The organism is Kribbella sp. NPDC005582, assembly GCF_040605415.1.
GTDB lineage: Bacteria > Actinomycetota > Actinomycetes > Propionibacteriales > Kribbellaceae > Kribbella.
In genome coordinates this window covers 920,604-937,437 of the sequence record NZ_JBEXCU010000001.1, presented here as the reverse complement: position 1 = coordinate 937,437, position 16,834 = coordinate 920,604, and the positions used below count along the sequence as shown (strand labels likewise).

General features: G+C 69.1%; 15 protein-coding genes. 5 read left to right on the top strand and 10 right to left on the bottom strand.

Annotated features, from left to right (window positions below):
- The first annotated feature begins 30 nt into the window (after nt 1-30).
- From groL to ABZS29_RS04630, 5 genes are all read left to right on the top strand, one after another.
- Nucleotides 31-1,656: a chaperonin GroEL gene (gene groL / locus ABZS29_RS04650; protein WP_355458556.1), complete on the top strand. Its 1,626-nt coding sequence runs from the start codon at nt 31-33 to the stop codon at nt 1,654-1,656.
- A 249-nt stretch (nt 1,657-1,905) separates the two neighbouring features.
- Nucleotides 1,906-2,844: a GNAT family N-acetyltransferase gene (locus ABZS29_RS04645; RefSeq protein WP_355458554.1), complete on the top strand. Its 939-nt coding sequence runs from the start codon at nt 1,906-1,908 to the stop codon at nt 2,842-2,844.
- A 37-nt stretch (nt 2,845-2,881) separates the two neighbouring features.
- Complete coding sequence (locus ABZS29_RS04640) at nt 2,882-3,322, top strand: hypothetical protein (RefSeq protein ID WP_355458553.1); 441 nt, start codon at nt 2,882-2,884, stop codon at nt 3,320-3,322.
- A gap of 14 nt (nt 3,323-3,336) precedes the next feature.
- Nucleotides 3,337-3,927 (top strand): Crp/Fnr family transcriptional regulator, encoded by a 591-nt coding sequence (locus ABZS29_RS04635; RefSeq protein WP_355458551.1) that lies wholly within the window; start codon nt 3,337-3,339, stop codon nt 3,925-3,927.
- Nucleotides 3,928-3,937: 10 nt separating this feature from the next.
- Nucleotides 3,938-4,807 carry an NADP-dependent oxidoreductase gene (locus ABZS29_RS04630; protein ID WP_355458549.1) on the top strand — a complete coding sequence of 290 codons (870 nt, stop codon included), beginning with the start codon at nt 3,938-3,940 and terminating at the stop codon, nt 4,805-4,807.
- Here ABZS29_RS04630 and ABZS29_RS04625 read toward each other — a convergent pair.
- Genes ABZS29_RS04625 through ABZS29_RS04580 form a run of 10 tightly spaced genes read right to left on the bottom strand, consistent with a single transcriptional unit; the run spans nt 4,804 to nt 16,794 of the window.
- Complete coding sequence (locus ABZS29_RS04625) at nt 4,804-5,520, bottom strand: FHA domain-containing protein (RefSeq protein ID WP_355458547.1); 717 nt, start codon at nt 5,518-5,520, stop codon at nt 4,804-4,806. The two genes, ABZS29_RS04630 and ABZS29_RS04625, sit on opposite strands and share 4 nt — an antisense overlap.
- Nucleotides 5,517-6,794: a VWA domain-containing protein gene (locus ABZS29_RS04620; RefSeq protein ID WP_355458545.1), complete on the bottom strand. Its 1,278-nt coding sequence runs from the start codon at nt 6,792-6,794 to the stop codon at nt 5,517-5,519. The genes ABZS29_RS04625 and ABZS29_RS04620 overlap by 4 nt, the downstream gene beginning before the upstream one ends.
- 12 nt (nt 6,795-6,806) lie before the next feature.
- The gene (locus tag ABZS29_RS04615; RefSeq protein ID WP_355458543.1) at nt 6,807-7,868 is read right to left on the bottom strand and encodes a PP2C family serine/threonine-protein phosphatase; all 1,062 of its coding nucleotides are present in this window, start codon (nt 7,866-7,868) and stop codon (nt 6,807-6,809) included.
- Nucleotides 7,865-10,141 carry a tetratricopeptide repeat protein gene (locus ABZS29_RS04610; RefSeq protein WP_355458541.1) on the bottom strand — a complete coding sequence of 759 codons (2,277 nt, stop codon included), beginning with the start codon at nt 10,139-10,141 and terminating at the stop codon, nt 7,865-7,867. The genes ABZS29_RS04615 and ABZS29_RS04610 overlap by 4 nt, the downstream gene beginning before the upstream one ends.
- Entirely contained in the window at nt 10,138-11,262 is a 1,125-nt protein-coding gene (locus ABZS29_RS04605; RefSeq protein ID WP_355458539.1) for a hypothetical protein, read from the bottom strand. The genes ABZS29_RS04610 and ABZS29_RS04605 overlap by 4 nt, the downstream gene beginning before the upstream one ends.
- The gene (locus ABZS29_RS04600) at nt 11,259-12,227 is read right to left on the bottom strand and encodes a glutamate ABC transporter substrate-binding protein (protein WP_355458538.1); all 969 of its coding nucleotides are present in this window, start codon (nt 12,225-12,227) and stop codon (nt 11,259-11,261) included. Before ABZS29_RS04600 ends, ABZS29_RS04605 begins: the two co-directional genes overlap by 4 nt.
- A complete protein-coding gene (locus tag ABZS29_RS04595) occupies nt 12,224-13,555 on the bottom strand; it encodes a hypothetical protein (protein ID WP_355458536.1) in 1,332 nt (443 codons plus the stop codon). Before ABZS29_RS04595 ends, ABZS29_RS04600 begins: the two co-directional genes overlap by 4 nt.
- Nucleotides 13,552-14,916, bottom strand: coding sequence for an AAA family ATPase (locus ABZS29_RS04590; protein WP_355458534.1), 1,365 nt, complete (start codon nt 14,914-14,916; stop codon nt 13,552-13,554). Before ABZS29_RS04590 ends, ABZS29_RS04595 begins: the two co-directional genes overlap by 4 nt.
- On the bottom strand, nt 14,913-15,485 hold the full coding sequence (locus tag ABZS29_RS04585) for a hypothetical protein (protein WP_355458532.1): 573 nt from the start codon (nt 15,483-15,485) through the stop codon (nt 14,913-14,915). The genes ABZS29_RS04590 and ABZS29_RS04585 overlap by 4 nt, the downstream gene beginning before the upstream one ends.
- 28 nt (nt 15,486-15,513) lie before the next feature.
- The gene (locus ABZS29_RS04580) at nt 15,514-16,794 is read right to left on the bottom strand and encodes a toxic anion resistance protein (RefSeq protein ID WP_355458531.1); all 1,281 of its coding nucleotides are present in this window, start codon (nt 16,792-16,794) and stop codon (nt 15,514-15,516) included.
- Nucleotides 16,795-16,834: the final 40 nt, after the last annotated feature.

Here is a 16,834-nt window from a genome sequence, read left to right as displayed (position 1 = left end):
AAAGTCTCGACGCGGGAGGACTCGCGGAGAATGCCCAAGCTTATTGCTTTCAACGAAGAGGCGCGCCGCGGCCTCGAGCGGGGTATGAACACCCTCGCCGATGCCGTGAAGGTGACGCTCGGCCCGAAGGGCCGCAACGTCGTCCTGGAAAAGAAGTGGGGCGCCCCCACGATCACCAACGACGGTGTCTCGATCGCCAAGGAGATCGAGCTCGAGGACCCGTACGAGAAGATCGGGGCCGAGCTCGTCAAGGAGGTCGCGAAGAAGACCGACGACGTCGCGGGTGACGGCACCACGACCGCCACCGTGCTGGCCCAGGCGCTGGTGCGCGAGGGTCTGCGCAACGTCGCCGCCGGCGCCAACCCGATGGGCCTGAAGAAGGGCATCGAGAAGGCGGTCGACGCCATCAGCGAGCAGCTGCTGGCGCTGGCCAAGCCGGTCGAGACCCGCGAGCAGATCGCGGCGACGGCCTCCATCTCGGCCGCCGACACCCAGGTCGGCTCGATCATCGCCGAGGCGATGGACAAGGTCGGCAAGGAAGGCGTCATCACCGTCGAGGAGAGCAACACCTTCGGCCTCGAGCTCGAGCTCACCGAGGGTATGCGCTTCGACAAGGGCTACATCTCGCCCTACTTCGTGACCGACACCGAGCGGATGGAAGCGGTCCTCGACGACCCGTACATCCTGATCGTGAACAGCAAGATCTCGAGCATCAAGGACCTGGTCCCGGTGCTGGAGAAGGTCATGCAGACCGGCAAGCCGCTGGCCATCATCGCCGAGGACATCGAGGGCGAGGCGCTGGCGACCCTGGTCGTCAACAAGATCAAGGGCACCTTCAAGGCCGTCGCCGTCAAGGCGCCGGGCTTCGGTGACCGCCGCAAGGCCATGCTGGTCGACATCGCGGTGCTGACCGGCGGTGAGGTCATCTCCGAGGAGGTCGGCCTCAAGCTCGACACCGTCGACCTGGAGCTGCTCGGCCAGGCCCGCAAGATCGTCGTCACCAAGGACGAGACGACCATCGTCGAGGGCGAGGGCGACGCGGACCAGATCGGTGGCCGGGTCAACCAGATCCGCGCCGAGATCGAGAAGTCGGACTCCGACTACGACCGCGAGAAGCTGCAGGAGCGTCTGGCCAAGCTGGCCGGCGGTGTTGCGGTGATCAAGGTCGGCGCGGCCACCGAGGTCGAGCTGAAGGAGCGCAAGCACCGCATCGAGGACGCCGTTCGCAACGCGAAGGCGGCCGTCGAGGAGGGCATCGTCGCGGGTGGTGGCGTCGCGCTGCTGCAGGCGTCGGTGATCGCGTTCGAGAAGCTGGAGCTCGAGGGTGACGAGTCGACCGGTGCGGCGATCGTTCGGCAGGCCGTCGAGGCCCCGCTGAAGCAGATCTCCGTGAACGCCGGCCTCGAGGGCGGCGTCGTGGTGGAGAAGGTTCGCAACCTCGAGCCGGGTCACGGCCTGAACGCCGCGACCGGTGAGTACGTCGACCTGATCGCCACCGGCATCATCGACCCGGCCAAGGTGACGCGCTCGGCGCTGCAGAACGCAGCCTCGATCGCGGCCCTGTTCCTCACCACCGAGGCCGTCATCGCCGACAAGCCGGAGAAGGCCGCGGCCGCTCCGGGTGGCGCGCCCGACATGGGCGGCATGGACTTCTGATCTCCTGAAGTTCAGCAGTACCCAGCACGACAAGGCGGTCCCGGGCTTCGGCCCGGGGCCGCCTTGCTGCGTCGTCGGCCGAATAACAGGTGGACGATGACCCCGGCCGGCCTCTAGAGTCTGCGACGGCGAGAAGATGCCCCGAAGGGAAGGAGCGACCGATGACTACCTTGTTCGACATGCCGGCGCGACCCTTCCGCGATCACAGCTCGCACTGAGCGGAGCGGCGCGCCTCCTGCTGGAGGAACCGTGAGTATTCGCACCACCGTCGAGTCCGATCTCGACACCATCCGCACTCTGATCGAGCAGCAGCCGACGGTGAACACCGTCACGCTCGAGCGCTACAACGAGTACATCGTTTCGGGCTATTACCGGCACGACTGGTCCTGGGTTCTCGAGGAGAACGGCGTCATCCAGGCCCTTGTGATCTGGTGGGGTCCGCAGGACGGCGACCAGCCGTTCAGCATCGACGGCGTGTACTTCGCCGGCGACGGCGACCCGGTCCCGGCCTGGACCGCGCTGATCAAGCATGCGTTGGAGATCAGGCCGGCCGAAGCCGAGCAGCCGGAGTACCACCTCTTCCTGTCCGGTGACTGGGAGTCCGACCCCGCTGTGGTCGCGGCAGTCGAGCCGCGCGTGCAGGCGGCTGCGGCGGCCGGACTGACCGAGGTCACCGACCGGCTGCGCTACGAGTGGCTGGCGGAGTACGGTCTGCCGCCGCGGTCGACCCGGCTGCGCTTCGAGCCGGCCGACGACGAAGCCTTCGTCAGCGTGTTCCAGCGGGTCAGCGAAGGCACTCTGGACGCGGCGACCGCACGGGACATCGCGCGGCTCGGCGCCGAGGAGGCAGCCCGTGAAGAGGTCGAGTTGTACCAGACCATGCTGGTCGGCGACCGCGGCTGGTGGCGGCTCGCGTACGACGCCGAGGGCAAGCTGATCGGGTTCGAGATCCCGTCGGCGAACAATGGCGGACCGGTCGTCGGCTACCTCGGCGTACTGCCCGAGCATCGCGGGCACGGCTACATCAACGACCTGCTGGCCGAGCTCACCCACCAGTTGGCCGAGACCGGCGCCGTCCAGATCCGGGCCGACACCGATTTCGGCAATGTGCCGATGGCGAAGGCCTTCGAACGCGGCGGGTACCGAAACTTCGCCGTACGGCGGGTTCTGTCCTTCCCGGAGGCGTGAGCCAGCCCTATGCTCCCTGACATGTCAGGGAGTTCCAGTGCGTGATCTCGCACTGATCGTGCACGTGGCGGCCGGGGCCCTGGCAGTTCTGCTCGGGGTCCCGGCCATCGTGGTGACGCTGCGCCGCCGCCGGCTGAACTGGGTCGGCGAGATCTACCACTGGGTGATCGCAGTGCTCTGCCTCAGCGCCCTGGTGATGGTCCCGTACGACTGGAAGCGGCTGTGGTTCTTCTGGCCGGTCGCCGTCGCCACCTACCTGTTCGTCTACCTCGGCCAGCGAGCCGCCGAGGCACCAGGCGGTCTCTGGTACCGCGGAGTGCTCCGCGGGTACGGCGGCGCCTGGGTCGCCGTCTGGACCGCCATCGTGATCACCAGCGTGCCGAGTCATCCGTGGAGCTGGCTCATCCCGGTGGTGCTGGGCTCAGCGCTGATCGAGTGGCTCTGCCTGCGTCCGGCCGCCGCGTGGGCCGGCAACTGACCGACAATGGGTCAGTGAGCGAATTCGAGCGGTTCCTGGCCCAGCTCCCCGCGCCCGATGCGGCGCGTGGCCGCGAGCTGTTCCGCCCGGCCAAGCTCGAGCGCGGTGAGCTGATGGTCCGGGCCGGTGACAAGCCGGACCGGGTCGGCTTCATCGAGCGCGGTCTCTTCCGGGTGTACCAAGCCGATGCCTCGGGCACCGATCGCACGCTCGCGTTCCGCGCGGAGGGTGAGCTGGTCTGCGCCTACAGCGCCGCACTGCGTCGGGAGACTTCGCACGTGACGATCGAGGCGCTCGAGCCGGCGGAGCTGATGGTCGCCCCGCGCTCGGCGTACGACGCTATGGTCGCGGCCAGCGCCGGTTGGCAGCGACTGATCGCCAAGCTGACCGAGGCGCTCTACCTGCGCGTCGAACAGCGGCAGACCGAGTTGCTGCTCGCCGACGCGGCAGAGCGGTACCAGCGGTTCCTGGTCGGCCACGGTGACCTCGCGAGCCGGCTCACGCAGCGCCAGATCGCGTCGTACGTCGGTGTCACGCCGGAGGCGCTCAGCCGGATCCGACGCCGATTGATCTCGATCAACGACGAGCCCGCCGCCACTGCCTAGCGTCGTACTCATGACGACGATGCGCACGATGGCGACCGATCGAGTCGGCCCCGAAGCAGAGCTACGGCCGCACGACCTGCCGGTGAAGGAGCCGGCCGACGGCGAGGTCCTGATCAAGGTCATGGCCGCCGCGGTCAACCCCGCCGACCTCGGCATGCTCGCCGGCAACTACCGCTGGTACGACGACCTCCGGCTACCGCTCGTGCCCGGGTACGACGTCGCCGGCGTGGTCGAGGGCGGTGCCTGGGAAACCGGCGCAGCCGTCATCGCCAGCACCGGCCACTCACACACCCAGGTCGGTGGCTACGCCGAATACGTGACGCTCCCCGCCACCCAGGTCGCCACGGCACCCACCAACCTCGACTGGGCCGAAGCCGCGACCCTGCCGCTCGCCGGACTCACGGCGTACCAGGCCTTGGACGTGCTCGATCTCGCCCCCGGCAGCAGTCTGGTCATCAACGGCGCCCGGGGCGCAGTCGGACGCTTCGCCGCCGAACTCGCAGCCAGCCGCGGCCTCACCGTGCGCACGTTGAGCCGCGGCGAGACCTCACCCGCAGCCTCCGCCGACGCAGCCCTCGACGTAGTCGGAGGCCCAGCCGCTCGCGCAGCCTTCGCCGCCGTCCGCGACGGCGGCAGCTACGTCACCACCGTCCCCGAATTCTGGGTCCCCGGCGGCCAGTTCACCCCAGCCCGAGGCATCGAGCCCCGTCTCTTCCGCGCCGAACCCGACGGCCGCATCCTCGACCACCTGGCCCGCGACGCCGAAGCCGGCCACCTCACCGCCACCGTCGCCAAAACCTTCCCCCTGACGGAAGCCCCAACCGCCCTCGACCTCCTCACCAAAGGAGGCCTCAACGGCAAACTCGTGCTGATCCCCTAAGCCTGGCCGGCTTGTTCTTCCGGGGTGGCTTTGCGGAGGACTAGGCGGGTCCAGGCGCCGACGTAGACGCGGTCGTCGGCGTCTAGTTCCTGGCGTTGGCCGGGTGGGATGGGGGTTTCGGGGAGGGGGCCGGCGGCGGGGGCTACGTAGGTGCCGTTGGAGGACTGGAGGTCTTCTACCCACCAGCGCTGGCCGTCGGTGGTGAGCTGGGCCTGGCGGCGGCTCACACCGGTGTCGTCGCCGCAGTCGACCTCGGGGGCGATGCCGCGGCTGCGGGACGGGCGTCCGACCAGGACGCTCTTCTCGGTCACCGGGATCACCACGGGGAGGCCGGGAGAGGGACAGGGGTCGTCGCTCTGCTGTACGGCGTACCAGTCGGGGTCTACCCAGCGTTCGACGACCCACTCGGCCACTGCGGGGGCCGGGGCGGGCGGTGCGGCCGGGGGAGTGGCTGAGAGGTCGAGGGACGAGGCTGCGCGCGGCATGGTGCCGGTGGTGAAGTCATAGCCGCAGCTCTCGCAGAACAGTGCGTCTGCGGCGGCTGACTCGGAGCAGTTGGGGCAGACCTGCGTGGCGATCGCGGGAGCGGGCGCAGTGACGGCCGGTGCCGGTGGGGCGACCGGAGTGGCCGCTGCGCCGATGGGGAGGCCGCAGACGTCGCAGTAGTCGGTCGAGACCGACGGATGTCCGCTCGGACAGTTGACTGTGCTCATTTCTTCACCCGGGTGGTCTTGGTGGAGGCCGTGTCGAGCGCCATCTCGTCGGCCTTCTCGACGGTCCGCTTCAGCCGGACGGTACCCGTGTCCTGGTCGTCGATGTCGACCACCTTGCGCAGGCGCGTGGTGGCTTCCTCGTTACCGGTCTGGGCGGCCAGCTGCACCGCACGGCCGAGTTTGGTGGTCGCCGTGACCGTGTCGCCGGCGGCCTTGGCGGCCAGGCCGTCCTGGATCGCCTCGGCCAGCTCGGTCTGTCCGGTGTAGTGCGCGACCTCAGGGCTGATCCGGGTGGTCAGGGCCTCGTCGTTCGACCAGAGCGCCTTGACCAGGCCCTGCGCGACCACGTCGTCGCCGATGGTCAGCTGGACACGCGCGGCCAGCTGCTCCTGGCCGATGCCCTTCGCGGCCAGCCGGATCGCCACGTGGTAGTCGCGGGACTCGTCGCCCCACGAGCCGGTCGGGTACGCGCCGGTCAGCGGGTTGATCGACGTACGGCGGCTGGTCAGGTCCTCGACCGTGGGGGCAACCTGGCGGACGAACAGCACCTCGGCGCCCTGCGGTGCCCAGACCCGCAGATCGGCCTGGGCGACGCCGCGGCCCATCGCGTTCTGGATCAGCTTGGAGAACTCCTCCGCGAGCTGGTGCGGCGCGGGGATGATGTCGACGGTGCCGAGCAGGGCCTGCGCGATCCGGCGGACCTCGTCGACCTGCCAGGCCACACCAACACCGCGGGTGTCGCATTGGAACTGGCCGGTGACGGCCTGGATCGCCTGCGTCAGCGCGGCCGGCGTCTCGTGCTGGTTCTCGCCGTCGGTGAGCAGGATGGCGTGCTTCTGCGTCAGCGTCGGGACCGTGGCGAAGACGCGCCCGGCCAGCCGCAGCCAGGTGCCCATCGCGGTCCCGCCGTCGGCGTAGAACCGGGCCACCGCGTCCTTGGCCGCCTGCCGGGTGTACGGGTCCATCTTGACCATCACCGGCTCCGCGGACGGCGGGAAGGCCAGCTGGGCGCGGTCGTTGCCGGAGATGACCGCGAACCAGACGCCGTCGAGGATCTGGTCGAGGGCGGTCTGCGCGGCGAACGCGGCCGCCTGGACGCCTTCGCGGCCCATCGAGCCGGAGGTGTCGACGATGATGATCTCGCCCGCGTCACCGCTGCCGGACTGGCCGGCCGCACCGGCGCCGGTGCAGTTCACGGTGACGATCGCGTGCACGTCGGTGCCGCCGTCGGGAAGGAACTCGTTCTGGTACACAGCGGCGGTGAACTCTGCCATCTCGGGTCTCCCTTAAATCCGCGCGAGCGCGACGGTGATGTTGTCCTGGCCGCCCTGGGCATTGGCCCAGTCGACCAGTGCGGATGCCGTGGCGAGCGGTTCGCCACCGTTGGCCGCAGCGGTCTGACGGACGAGGTCGGCCAACGGTGCCGCCTCGGAGCAGTAGTTCCACAGTCCGTCCGAACAGACCACGAGCCAGCCCGGCTCGGTCACCCGGACGGTCGTCGTACGAGGGGTGTGGTCCGGGGCGTCTTTGCCCAGCCAGCGGGTGATCGCGTGCGCGTGCGGACCGGACTCGGCCTCCTCGCGTGAGATCCCGGTGGCGATCAGCTCTGCGGCCCACGAGTCGTCCACTGTCAGTGCGACGGCCTCGGACGCGTCCGGGAACCAGTACGCGCGGCTGTCACCCACATTGCCGGCGACAAGTAGCCCGTCCTCCAGTACGGCGGCCACGAACGTGCACGACGCCGGGTTCGGACTGTCCGGGCTGGTGTTCTCCAACACAGCCTCACTCGCGGCATCGGCGGCTGCGTTCAGCCGAGCCACGATCGCACCGCTGCGCGAAGACTCGGTGCCGATGCCTTGAGCATGCCCAGCAGTCAGTACGTCGCGTGCGGCGCGCGCCGCGGCCAGTGAGGCCACGTCGGAGTCGAGGGACGAGCTGACGCCGTCACACACCACCAGCAGCGCCCGGCTGCCCGGCTCCGCCTCTGCGGCGATCGCCATCGCGTCCTCGTTGCGGCTGTGCCGGATACCGCGGTCGCAGACCCCGGCCACCCAGGGCGCCGGCTGCTCGTGGAAGTGGTCACGCGGCTTGGCCGCCTTGGTACCGCAGGTCTCGCAGTACCCGTCCGCGCCGACGGTGCCGCCGCACGACGTACAGGGCCCGGCCGGTGGCAGGGCGTTGATCTCGACGGTCGGCTCGGTGTCCGTGTCCAGCGCGGGCGACGTGGCCGCCTCGGCCACGGCTGGCTCGCCGGGCTTCAGCTCGGTACCGCAGGCCTCGCAGAAGCGATCGGCCTCGGACACCGGGCCGCCACAGCTGGGGCAGACCGTCTCGGTCGTACTCGTCATCGCAACGTCCATCCTCGAACTTCGTTGGCCAGGTCGACCAGGGCGATCCGTTCCGGCCGGCTCTCGGCCTGGTCGGCCAGTTGCCGGTAGGTGGCTTCGAGCCCGTCCCGCAGGGCCGGCTCGGTCGCCTCCCGGCCGTCGATCCGCAGACCTTCCTGCGGGCCGGACTGCCGTACCTCGTCCAGTGCGGTCCGGAACACGTTCGCCGCCAGGTTGGCCCGGTCGACCGGGTCGATGGTCAGCGCGTTGATGCTGTCCATCGCCTGAGCGAGCGCATCCAGGCCACGCCCCGATCCTGCCAGGAGACCGGCTCGCTGACGACGAGCCCGCACGTACGCGCCGCTGGTTCGCGGTACCAGGTCCAGTGCGGCCAGCGCGCCGTCCAGGTCGCCGCGGTTGGTCCGGATCGTCGCCAGCCCGAAGGCCGACGGTGCGATGTAGTTGGCGTCCGTGCTTGCACAGGTCTGATAGAGGCCCTCGGCAACATCGAACTCACCACTGAGCTCACAGGAGATCGCCAGCGCCAGCTTGGGCGCCAGCTCACCCGGCACCTGACCGTAGACAGCGTTGAAGGCGGACTGCGCCGCAGCCGCGTCGCCACGAGCCAGCGCGACCAGACCCGCCATCCAGACCGCCCGCCACTCCCAGGGGTCCGCTGCGAGCAGGTCGGCCACCGCAGTGTCGACCATGTCGTAGCGCTCCGGGCCAACCTCCAGGGAGGTCTCGGCGATCTCCAGCAGGATCTGCGGCGACGGCTCGGGCGCGTCGACCAGCAGCTCGAGCCGCTTGGCCGGATCCGGCACGCTGACCGTCTTCAGCCAGCCGGCCATCTTGTCGCTGTCGTCCGTGATCAGTGAGGGGAGCCGCTGCCACGGTGCGGCAGCGTCGCCCAGGCCGACCGACTTGTCGCCCGGCGTACCGAACAGCAGTGACGAGGCGGAGTGCTGGGCAGCCTTGACGCCCTGCTTGTCCGCCACCACCTCACGCAGTACGCCGAGCAGCTGCACACGGAACTCGTCAGCCGTCTGGAAGCGGTCCGCCGGGTCCTTCGCGCATGCCTTGAGCAACAGCCGGTAGACCGAGTCGTACTTCTGGAAGAGCGGTACTTCGCCCACCGGCGGCAGCGACGTGACATAGCGCGACTGGTAGCCGCGGAACTCCATCGCCAGCACGCACAGCGTCCGGCCGAGCGTGTAGATGTCCGAGGCGATCGACGGGCCGACCTCGGCCACCTCCGGCGCCTGGAAACCGACCGTTCCGTAGATGGCCGAGTCCATGTCGTCGATCCGCCGGACGCCGCCGAGGTCGATCAGCTTGACCGCGTCACCGACCTGGATGATGTTGTCCGGCTTGAAGTCGCAGTAGACCAGGCCGAGGTCGTGCAGATACGAGAACGCGGGCAGGATCTCCAGCATGTACGCGATCGCCTGGTCGATCGGCAGGGCGTCGTACTGGTTGTTGTTGGCTGCCATCCGCTGCTTGAGCAGCGTCTTCAGCGACGTACCGCCGACGTACTCCATCACGATGTAGCCGGCGCCGTCGTGGGTGACGAAGTTGTAGATCTCGACGATCAGCGGGTGCTCGACCCGGGCCAGGAACTGCTGCTCCGCGATCGCGGCCGCGACGGCGTCCGGGTCCTCGGAGTTCAGCAGACCCTTCAGGACGACCCAGCGGTTGGAGACGTTCTGGTCCTGGGCCATGTAGATCCAGCCGAAGCCACCGTGCGCCAGACAGCCGCGGACCAGGTACTGGCCTCCGACCAGGTCGCCGTCCTTCAGCTTCGGCGCGAACGAGAACGGGCTGCGGCACTTGGGGCAGAAGCCTTCGGTGCGCCCCGGCTGCCCGTCCCTCGACCGGCCGACCGGGTTACCACAGTTGGGGCAGTTACGGCGGTCCTCCGGCACCATCGGGTTCGCCAGGATCGCCTTGCTCGCGTCGATCGGCGGAATCGTCGGTACGTGGGTCAGACCGGCACCTAGCCGCGCCCCACGCAGACGGGTGGACGACGTACCGAGTCTGCGGGTCAGCTTGGAGCCTGCGGCCTGGGCGCGCGCAGAACCGAGCGGTGTGGACGCCAAGCGGTTCGAGGCGCGGGATACCGTCGACGGCGTGCTGATCGGGTCCGGCTCGTCCGGTGCGACCACAGCGGGGGCTCCGGCGACCGCCGACGGGCTGACTGCCCCGGCGGGCGCGGGCGAGCCGCACACGTCGCAGTACCCGTCCATGATGGTGCCCGTGCAGCCAGGCTGCGTGCAGGCGATGTTGGTCGTCATCTGGTCCCTCCTGTGCTCTCCAGGTAGGCCTGGTACGCCGTGACGAGCGCAGCGAGCCGGACAAGGTCCACCGGCTCCGACTCCATCACCGCACGGCCACGCCGGTACAACTCCGCAAGGTCTTCGTTGTTCGGGGCCACCCGGCCCGACTTCACCTGATAGGCATCCAGGAGCGCCGCCAGCTCGTCTCGCCGCGCCACCGCTGCGCCGTACGCCGCCTGGGCCTGTCCGAGCGCCCGCCGTACGGCGTCCAGCCGGGTCAGGTACTTCTCCAGCTCAGCCGGGGTGTTCGGCACCGGTCCGAGCGCAGTGACATCCGGTACGGCGAGCCGCGGAGCCGGTGTGACAGCGGCGACCGCCTTGTCGGCCAGCGCGCGCACCGCGGTGCCCTGCGCTTCCAGGTCACCGCGCAGCGTCCGGGCGCGAGCCACATCGGCGGCACGCTCCTTGCGGGTGGCCGCACCGACGATCAGATCACGCTCGGCCCGCGCGGCGTCGATCTCCAACGGACCGATCAGACCGCCGATGTCCGCACCGCGCTTGTTGCGCTCGGCAAGATCCGTCAGCCGGCGATCGAGGTCGTGGTGCTCGGCGAGCGCGGCGTTCCGGACACTCGCCGGCTCCTGCTTGACCAGGTCGGCGATCCGCTCGACCTGCGCCCGCAGCTGCCGCAACTTGGCCGCCCGGTCGGCATCACCCGGCTCGAGCGCCAGCTTGGCGCGCAGACTCGACGCCAGCGCATCCGACAATTTGCATGCCTCAGGCAATGAAACGGCCAGTGATCCGCCGGCGCTCCCGGTGTCCAGCCCGCCCCAGATCAGCGTCGAGATCCGCTCGGTCTCGGTCTGGCCCACGCGACCCGAATCCCAGGTCACCAGGATCAGCTCGTACCGGTCCGAAACCGCCTTCCACACCGCCATGCTGAGCACGACATCAGCGCTGAGCGCGTCGGCGTCGGGCGCGTGCAAGGCCGCCTGGTCCAGCTCCTCCAGCTCGGCCTTGCGTCGATCCCGCCAGATCCCCAGGTCGTTGAGGAACGTCAGCAGCTCGGATGCCGGAACGCTGCTCCCCATCCGCCCCGGCGGCGCCGGCGCCGCCGCAGTGGGCGTCCGAACCGTCATTGGCGTCCGTACACGGGGGCCGGCGGAGCCTTCAACGGACCGAGGTCAGGGGCGAGCCACTTGTTGTAGGACGCCATCCAGCGGCCGTCGGCCTTCATCTGCTCGAGCACCTGGTTCACGAACCGCACGAATTCCGGATGTCCCTTCGCCATGGCCAGTCCGTAGGGCTCGGCGCTGAACGCCTTCTCCGGCAAGACCTTCGCGTACGGGTCCTGGGCTGCGTCACCGGCAAGGACGGTGTCGTCACCACTGATGCCGTACGCCTTGCCCGACTGGAAGAGCACGAGGCAGCCGGTGTCGGTGTCGGCGGTGATCGGGACGATGTCCGGGTTCTCGTCCTTGAGGTTGTCCAAGCTGGTCGACCCGGCGGGCGCGCAGATCGTCTTGCCCTTCAGCAGCGGGTCCCGGGTGGTCTTCGCGGTGGAGTCGCGTGGAACCAGCGTCCGCTGGCCGGACCGGTAGTACTCGGCCGAGAAGTCGATCTGCTCCCAGCGTGCGCAGTTGATCGTCATGTTGCGCGCGACGATGTCCACCTGGTTCTTCTGCAGCACCGGGATGCGTTGCGGGCTGGAGATCACCCGGAGCTCGACCTTGTTCTCGTCGCCGAAGATCGCCTTCGCCACCGCCTTGATCATGTCGATGTCGAACCCCTCGATCTGACCAGTGATCGGGTTCCGCGCACCGAGGTGCAGGCTGTCCGCCGACACCCCCGCGATCAGGCGCTTGTTGGACTGGATCTTCCTCATGTAGGAGCCGAGGGGCATCGCGCCCGGCTCCGGCATCGGGCCTTCGGGCGCATACGACCGCAACGGATTCTCCGTGTCGGCGCACTTCGGGGGTGCGGCCGCAGCAGCCGTGGCCTTGGGCTGGGGCTTCGGAGGGATCTCGGTCGCGTCGTACGCGCTCGAGCCGCAGGCGGTCACTGTCATCAGCACCGCGACCGAGGCAGCGATCAGCTTCTTCATCGGTACTCCTCCAGCCGCTGCGACATTCCCCATGCGACGAGCAGCGCCACCACGATGCCGATCGGCAAGCCCAGCCACCCGATCGGCGGCAGCGCATCGCGAGCGGCTTTGAGTTGGGTGCTGGACGCTGAGCTGGTGGTCTTCAGGTCCTCGGCCGAGGCTTGGTCGAAGGCGCTGAAGGTGCCGACCGCGTTGTTGTCGGGGAAGGCGTAGGGGTGTTTGCCGGTGGCGATCTTGACCGCATCGTCCCAGTTGCCGTCGGTGTCGCTCATGCGCACCTTTGTGTGGATGTCCTTGTACTCCGACCACAACCCGGCGAGCGAAGTCGGGCCCGAGATCTTGCGGAGTTGCTCGTCGACGATCTTGGACGACTCCTTGTACGCCGTGTCGTAGGCGTCGCCGGAGCCGCGGGCGATCAGCGTGAGGCTCTCGTTGGAGCGCGCGTCGTACGCCGCGATCCGGGCCCTGGACAGTGCGAGCGTGGAGGCGTAGTCGCCGTCCCGGGTGTCCTTGGCGTGGCCGGAGGCGGCGAACAGAGCGAACCCACCGATCAGTGTCGTGAGCAAAACGACCACTGCGCCGATGGCGATCGGGACGTTCACATAGCGGTGCGTACGGCGGGCCAGCCAGCGCAGCGTGATGAGCAGGACGAACAGCGCGACCACTCCGCCGCCGAACACCCAGCCGACACCGTCATTGACGCCACCGAACTCAGTGTCGACGCGCTTCTCGTTGGCGGCGACCAGGGCCTTCACCAGTGGGAGGGAGTCGTTCTGCAGGGTCGCGTTGGCGTCGCGGAGGTACTGCGAACCGATGGGGAGTCCCTGGCGGTTGTTGGCACGCGCCTGCTCGACCAGGCCCTGGTAGGTCACCAGGGTGGTGTTGAGCTGGCCCAGTGCGTCCCGGTCGGCTGGTTGCGCGCTGGCGGCCTCGGCCACTAGCCGGGCGGCCGCGGCCATCGAGTCCACGAAGTGCTGACGCTGCTCGGCCGGCTCCAGGCCACCGACCAGGAAGGCGTTGGTCGCGTCCGCGTTGGCGCTGACCAGGTTGGTGTGGATCGCCTGGATGCGCACCAGCTGAGCGGCGTTGGCCTCCGCGCGCTTCAGAGCACCATCGGATTGGTTGAAGCCTTGGGCGGCGCACAGGCCGAAGACGACGCTGATCGCGGCGGCGAGCATCAGAAAGGCGCGCATCCGCCCCGGAGTGCCGTCGAACCACTGAGCGACGGCACCGCGGCCGACCGGCGTACCGGGGCGTTGCAGTGCCGCGGTCTGCGCGGGCGTCGGCGGCGTCCAGGTCGCGGGCGGCGCACTCTGGGTCTGGGTCACGCCTCATCTCCTTGCTCGATGGCGTCCGGGGACGCGTCGTCGCCGGTTTCCGGCTGTTCGGACGGCACCGGGTCGTCGCTGAGGTCCTCGGCGAGGATCTGACGCAGCTGGTCGGTCGTGGGTGCCGTCACGTCGCGAAGTCGCCACGCGTGCCGGCCGATCGCGGCTTCGAGGGTGTTGCGGGCGAACCGGCCGTTACCGAAGGACTGGCCGCGCGGAGTCTCCGTGAGGATCTCCCGGAACTGCTCCAGCGCCTCCGGCACCAGCTTGTAGTCGGCGCTCTCGGACAGGCCGGTGAGGATGTCGGTGAGCTCTTCGTCGCTGTAGTCGTCGAAGGCGATCGTGGTCCGGAACCGGCTGGCCAGTCCGGGGTTGGCGGCGATGAACGTCGCCATCGGCTCCGGATACCCGGCCACGATGACGACCAGGTCGTCGCGCCGGTCCTCCATCTCCTTGACCAGCGTATCGACGGCCTCCCGCCCGTACTGGTCGGCGCCGAGGTCACCGGCGGTCAGGCTGTAGGCCTCGTCGATGAACAGCACGCCACCAGCCGCTGAGGCGACCACCTCAGCGGTCTTGGTCGCAGTCTGGCCCAGGTACCCGGCGACGAGCTCGGAGCGGTCCACCTCGACCAGCTGTCCCTTGGAGAGCAGTCCGAGTGCTTTGTAGATCCCGCTGACCAGCCGCGCCACTGTGGTCTTGCCGGTCCCCGGATTGCCCACGAAGACCAGGTGCCGCGTGATGGTCGGACTCTTCAGCCCTGCCTCGGTCCGCAGCTTCTCCACCCGCAGTACGGCGACCTGTCGGTGCACCTCACGCTTGACCCGCTCCAAGCCGGTCAACGCGTCCAGCTCGGCCAGTAGCTCGTCGACTGTCTTGGCGGGCTCTTCTTCTACTGCTTTCTCAACCGCAGGAGCCACCGGCGCAGCAGTCGGAGTGGAGGCAACCTGGAGCGGCCGCGCACCAGCTGCCTGCAGCTGAGCAGCCGCAGCGACAGAGGCGTTGCCGACAACGCGCATGGTCGGCTCACCCAACGTGCAAGCGGCCGAAGCGAGCTCAGCAAGCGCCTCGGCGTACGCGACCTTCTCAGCGGAGCCAGTGGTCACCAACTCAGTCAGTACGCCGGTCGGTGCGCCCCGCCAGCGTCGTCCGCGCACAGCGGCGTCGAAGAAGTCCTGCGTGGTCGCACCGGGGAAGGCCTGAGACCAGTCCGCCGGTGCACCGGGAGCCGACTCGGCCAGAGCGGCGACGAGCGCCAGCGCCTCGGAGCGGGCGCGGTCCTCGGCGACACCGGCACGTACGGCGACCTTCAGCAGTTCAGTGAGTGCCTGCTGCAGTGACAGTCCCCCCTCGCCGCTCATGCGCCTCCCCGTCCTGGTGGTGGTTGTAGTGGCCCGGTGTCCGGCGGCGGCGTCGAGGTGGTCGGGCCGAGCGCCAATCCTCCACCGGTGGAGCCAGTGCCGAACTTCTCCTGCAGGAACCGGCCATGAGCGATCAGTGCCGCCGCATCAGCCCGGTTCACCGCGTCGAAGACCTTGTCCATCGTCGCGCCGAGCAGGTCCAACTGGTCGATCAGGATCATCAGCGACGTCTTGCCGCGGTCGACCGGCCGGGTGTCGGCCCACTGCCGTGGCAACCGCAGGTACCCGCCGATGGCCTCGGGGAGGTAGTCGGTCGCCGTCGCCATCACGGAGTACGCCTGTGCACTGCCGGCCAGGTTCCCGAGCCGCGGGATGGTGTCCCGCACAATCCGGACTACTCGGTTCACCCGGGACGCGACCACAGCCGGTACGGCGCCCTGCGCGATCAGCTCCTCGACCCGGACCAGCGCCGCGAGCAGATCGTCGTTCGTCGGTGCACGCGGACCCGGGGCAGGCTCGGGTTCTTGCTGGCGACCAGTGAGTCGCGCAAAGAAGTCCCCCAGAGCCATGCCCGTCCCCTGCTAGTGGATTGGTGTGTCAGCGACCGATGTTGATGTCGAGGCTGCCCTGCACGACCTGCTGGTTCTGGCCGGCGACCCGGTCCAGGTAGCTGCGGGACTTGCTCACCTCGGACTCCAGCGTGCCGATCGTGGCCGCCATGTTGTCGAGGGCCTCGGACTTGAACGTGTCGATCGCGTCCATGGTCGCGTAGATGTTCGCGAACGCGGCCTGCAGCTGTGGCAGCCCGATCGTCGCCGACGCGGCCTGCTGCTGGATCGCCACCGAGTTGTCCCGCAGCATCTGCGAGGTGCGCTCGATCATCCCGCTGGTGGTCGTGTTCAGCGCGGTGATCTGGTCCAGCACGAGCTTCTGGTTGCCCAGCGCCTGCGCCACGATGACCGCCGTACGGAGTGCGGAGACGGTGGTCGTCGAGGCGCGGTCGACGCCCTTGATCAGCTCGATGTTGTTCTTGATCACGATGTCGATGGCCAGGTAGTTCTGGATCGACACCGCGAGCTGGGTGAGCAGGTCCTGGTGCTTCTGCCGGACGTAGAACAGCACGTCCTCGCGGAGCGCCTTCGCCTTCTCCGGGTTGGTCGCGTCCAGCTCGGCGATCGCCGCGGACAACCGCGCGTCGAGCCGCTCGGCGACGTACACGTACTGGTTCAGCCGGGTCATGGCGTCCCAGAGGTTCTGCTTCTCCAGGTTCAGCGCGGCGTTGTCCTTGCCGAGCTCGTCCTGGCCGTTCCGCAGCGAGTGCAGGATGCCTTCGAGGTGCGTCTGCGCGCTCTGGTACTTGCGGAAGTAGTCCTCGATCTTGTCGCCGAACGGGATCATCCCGAGCAGCTTGCGGGTCCCGGTGGCGCCCTTCGGGTCCAGGTCCTCGACCGTACGACGCAGGTCGAGCAGCGTCTTGCCGACCGTCGACCCCTCCGCCAGACCGCCGCTCTGCAGCGCCTTGACCGGCTGCTGCAGCAACCGGTTCGAGCTCTCGGCCGCGTTGCGGATGTCGGCGTCACCCATGCTGCGCACGTCACTGGCCTTGGCGGCGAACTCAGGCGAGCGCGGCTCGGCCACCATCAGCGCACTGAGGAAGGTGTCGACCTTCGCGTCCAGCCCAGGCAGTGCGGCCGCGTCGACCGCCGGCGCCAGGCTCGGCGCGGCCGTGGCGGCTACTGGCTGTGATGGCGCTGGCGCAGTAAGTATCAGCCCTGGTGCGGTCGCCGTCGGCGGCTGCAGCGGCGACACCGCCGGCTGCGCGGCGGCCGCGGCCTGCCCACTTCCCGCTGGTACGGCGGTGTTATCGGCTTCGGTCATCGTCGTTCCCCTCCGGTGGCCTGCGCGAGTAACCCCGTCC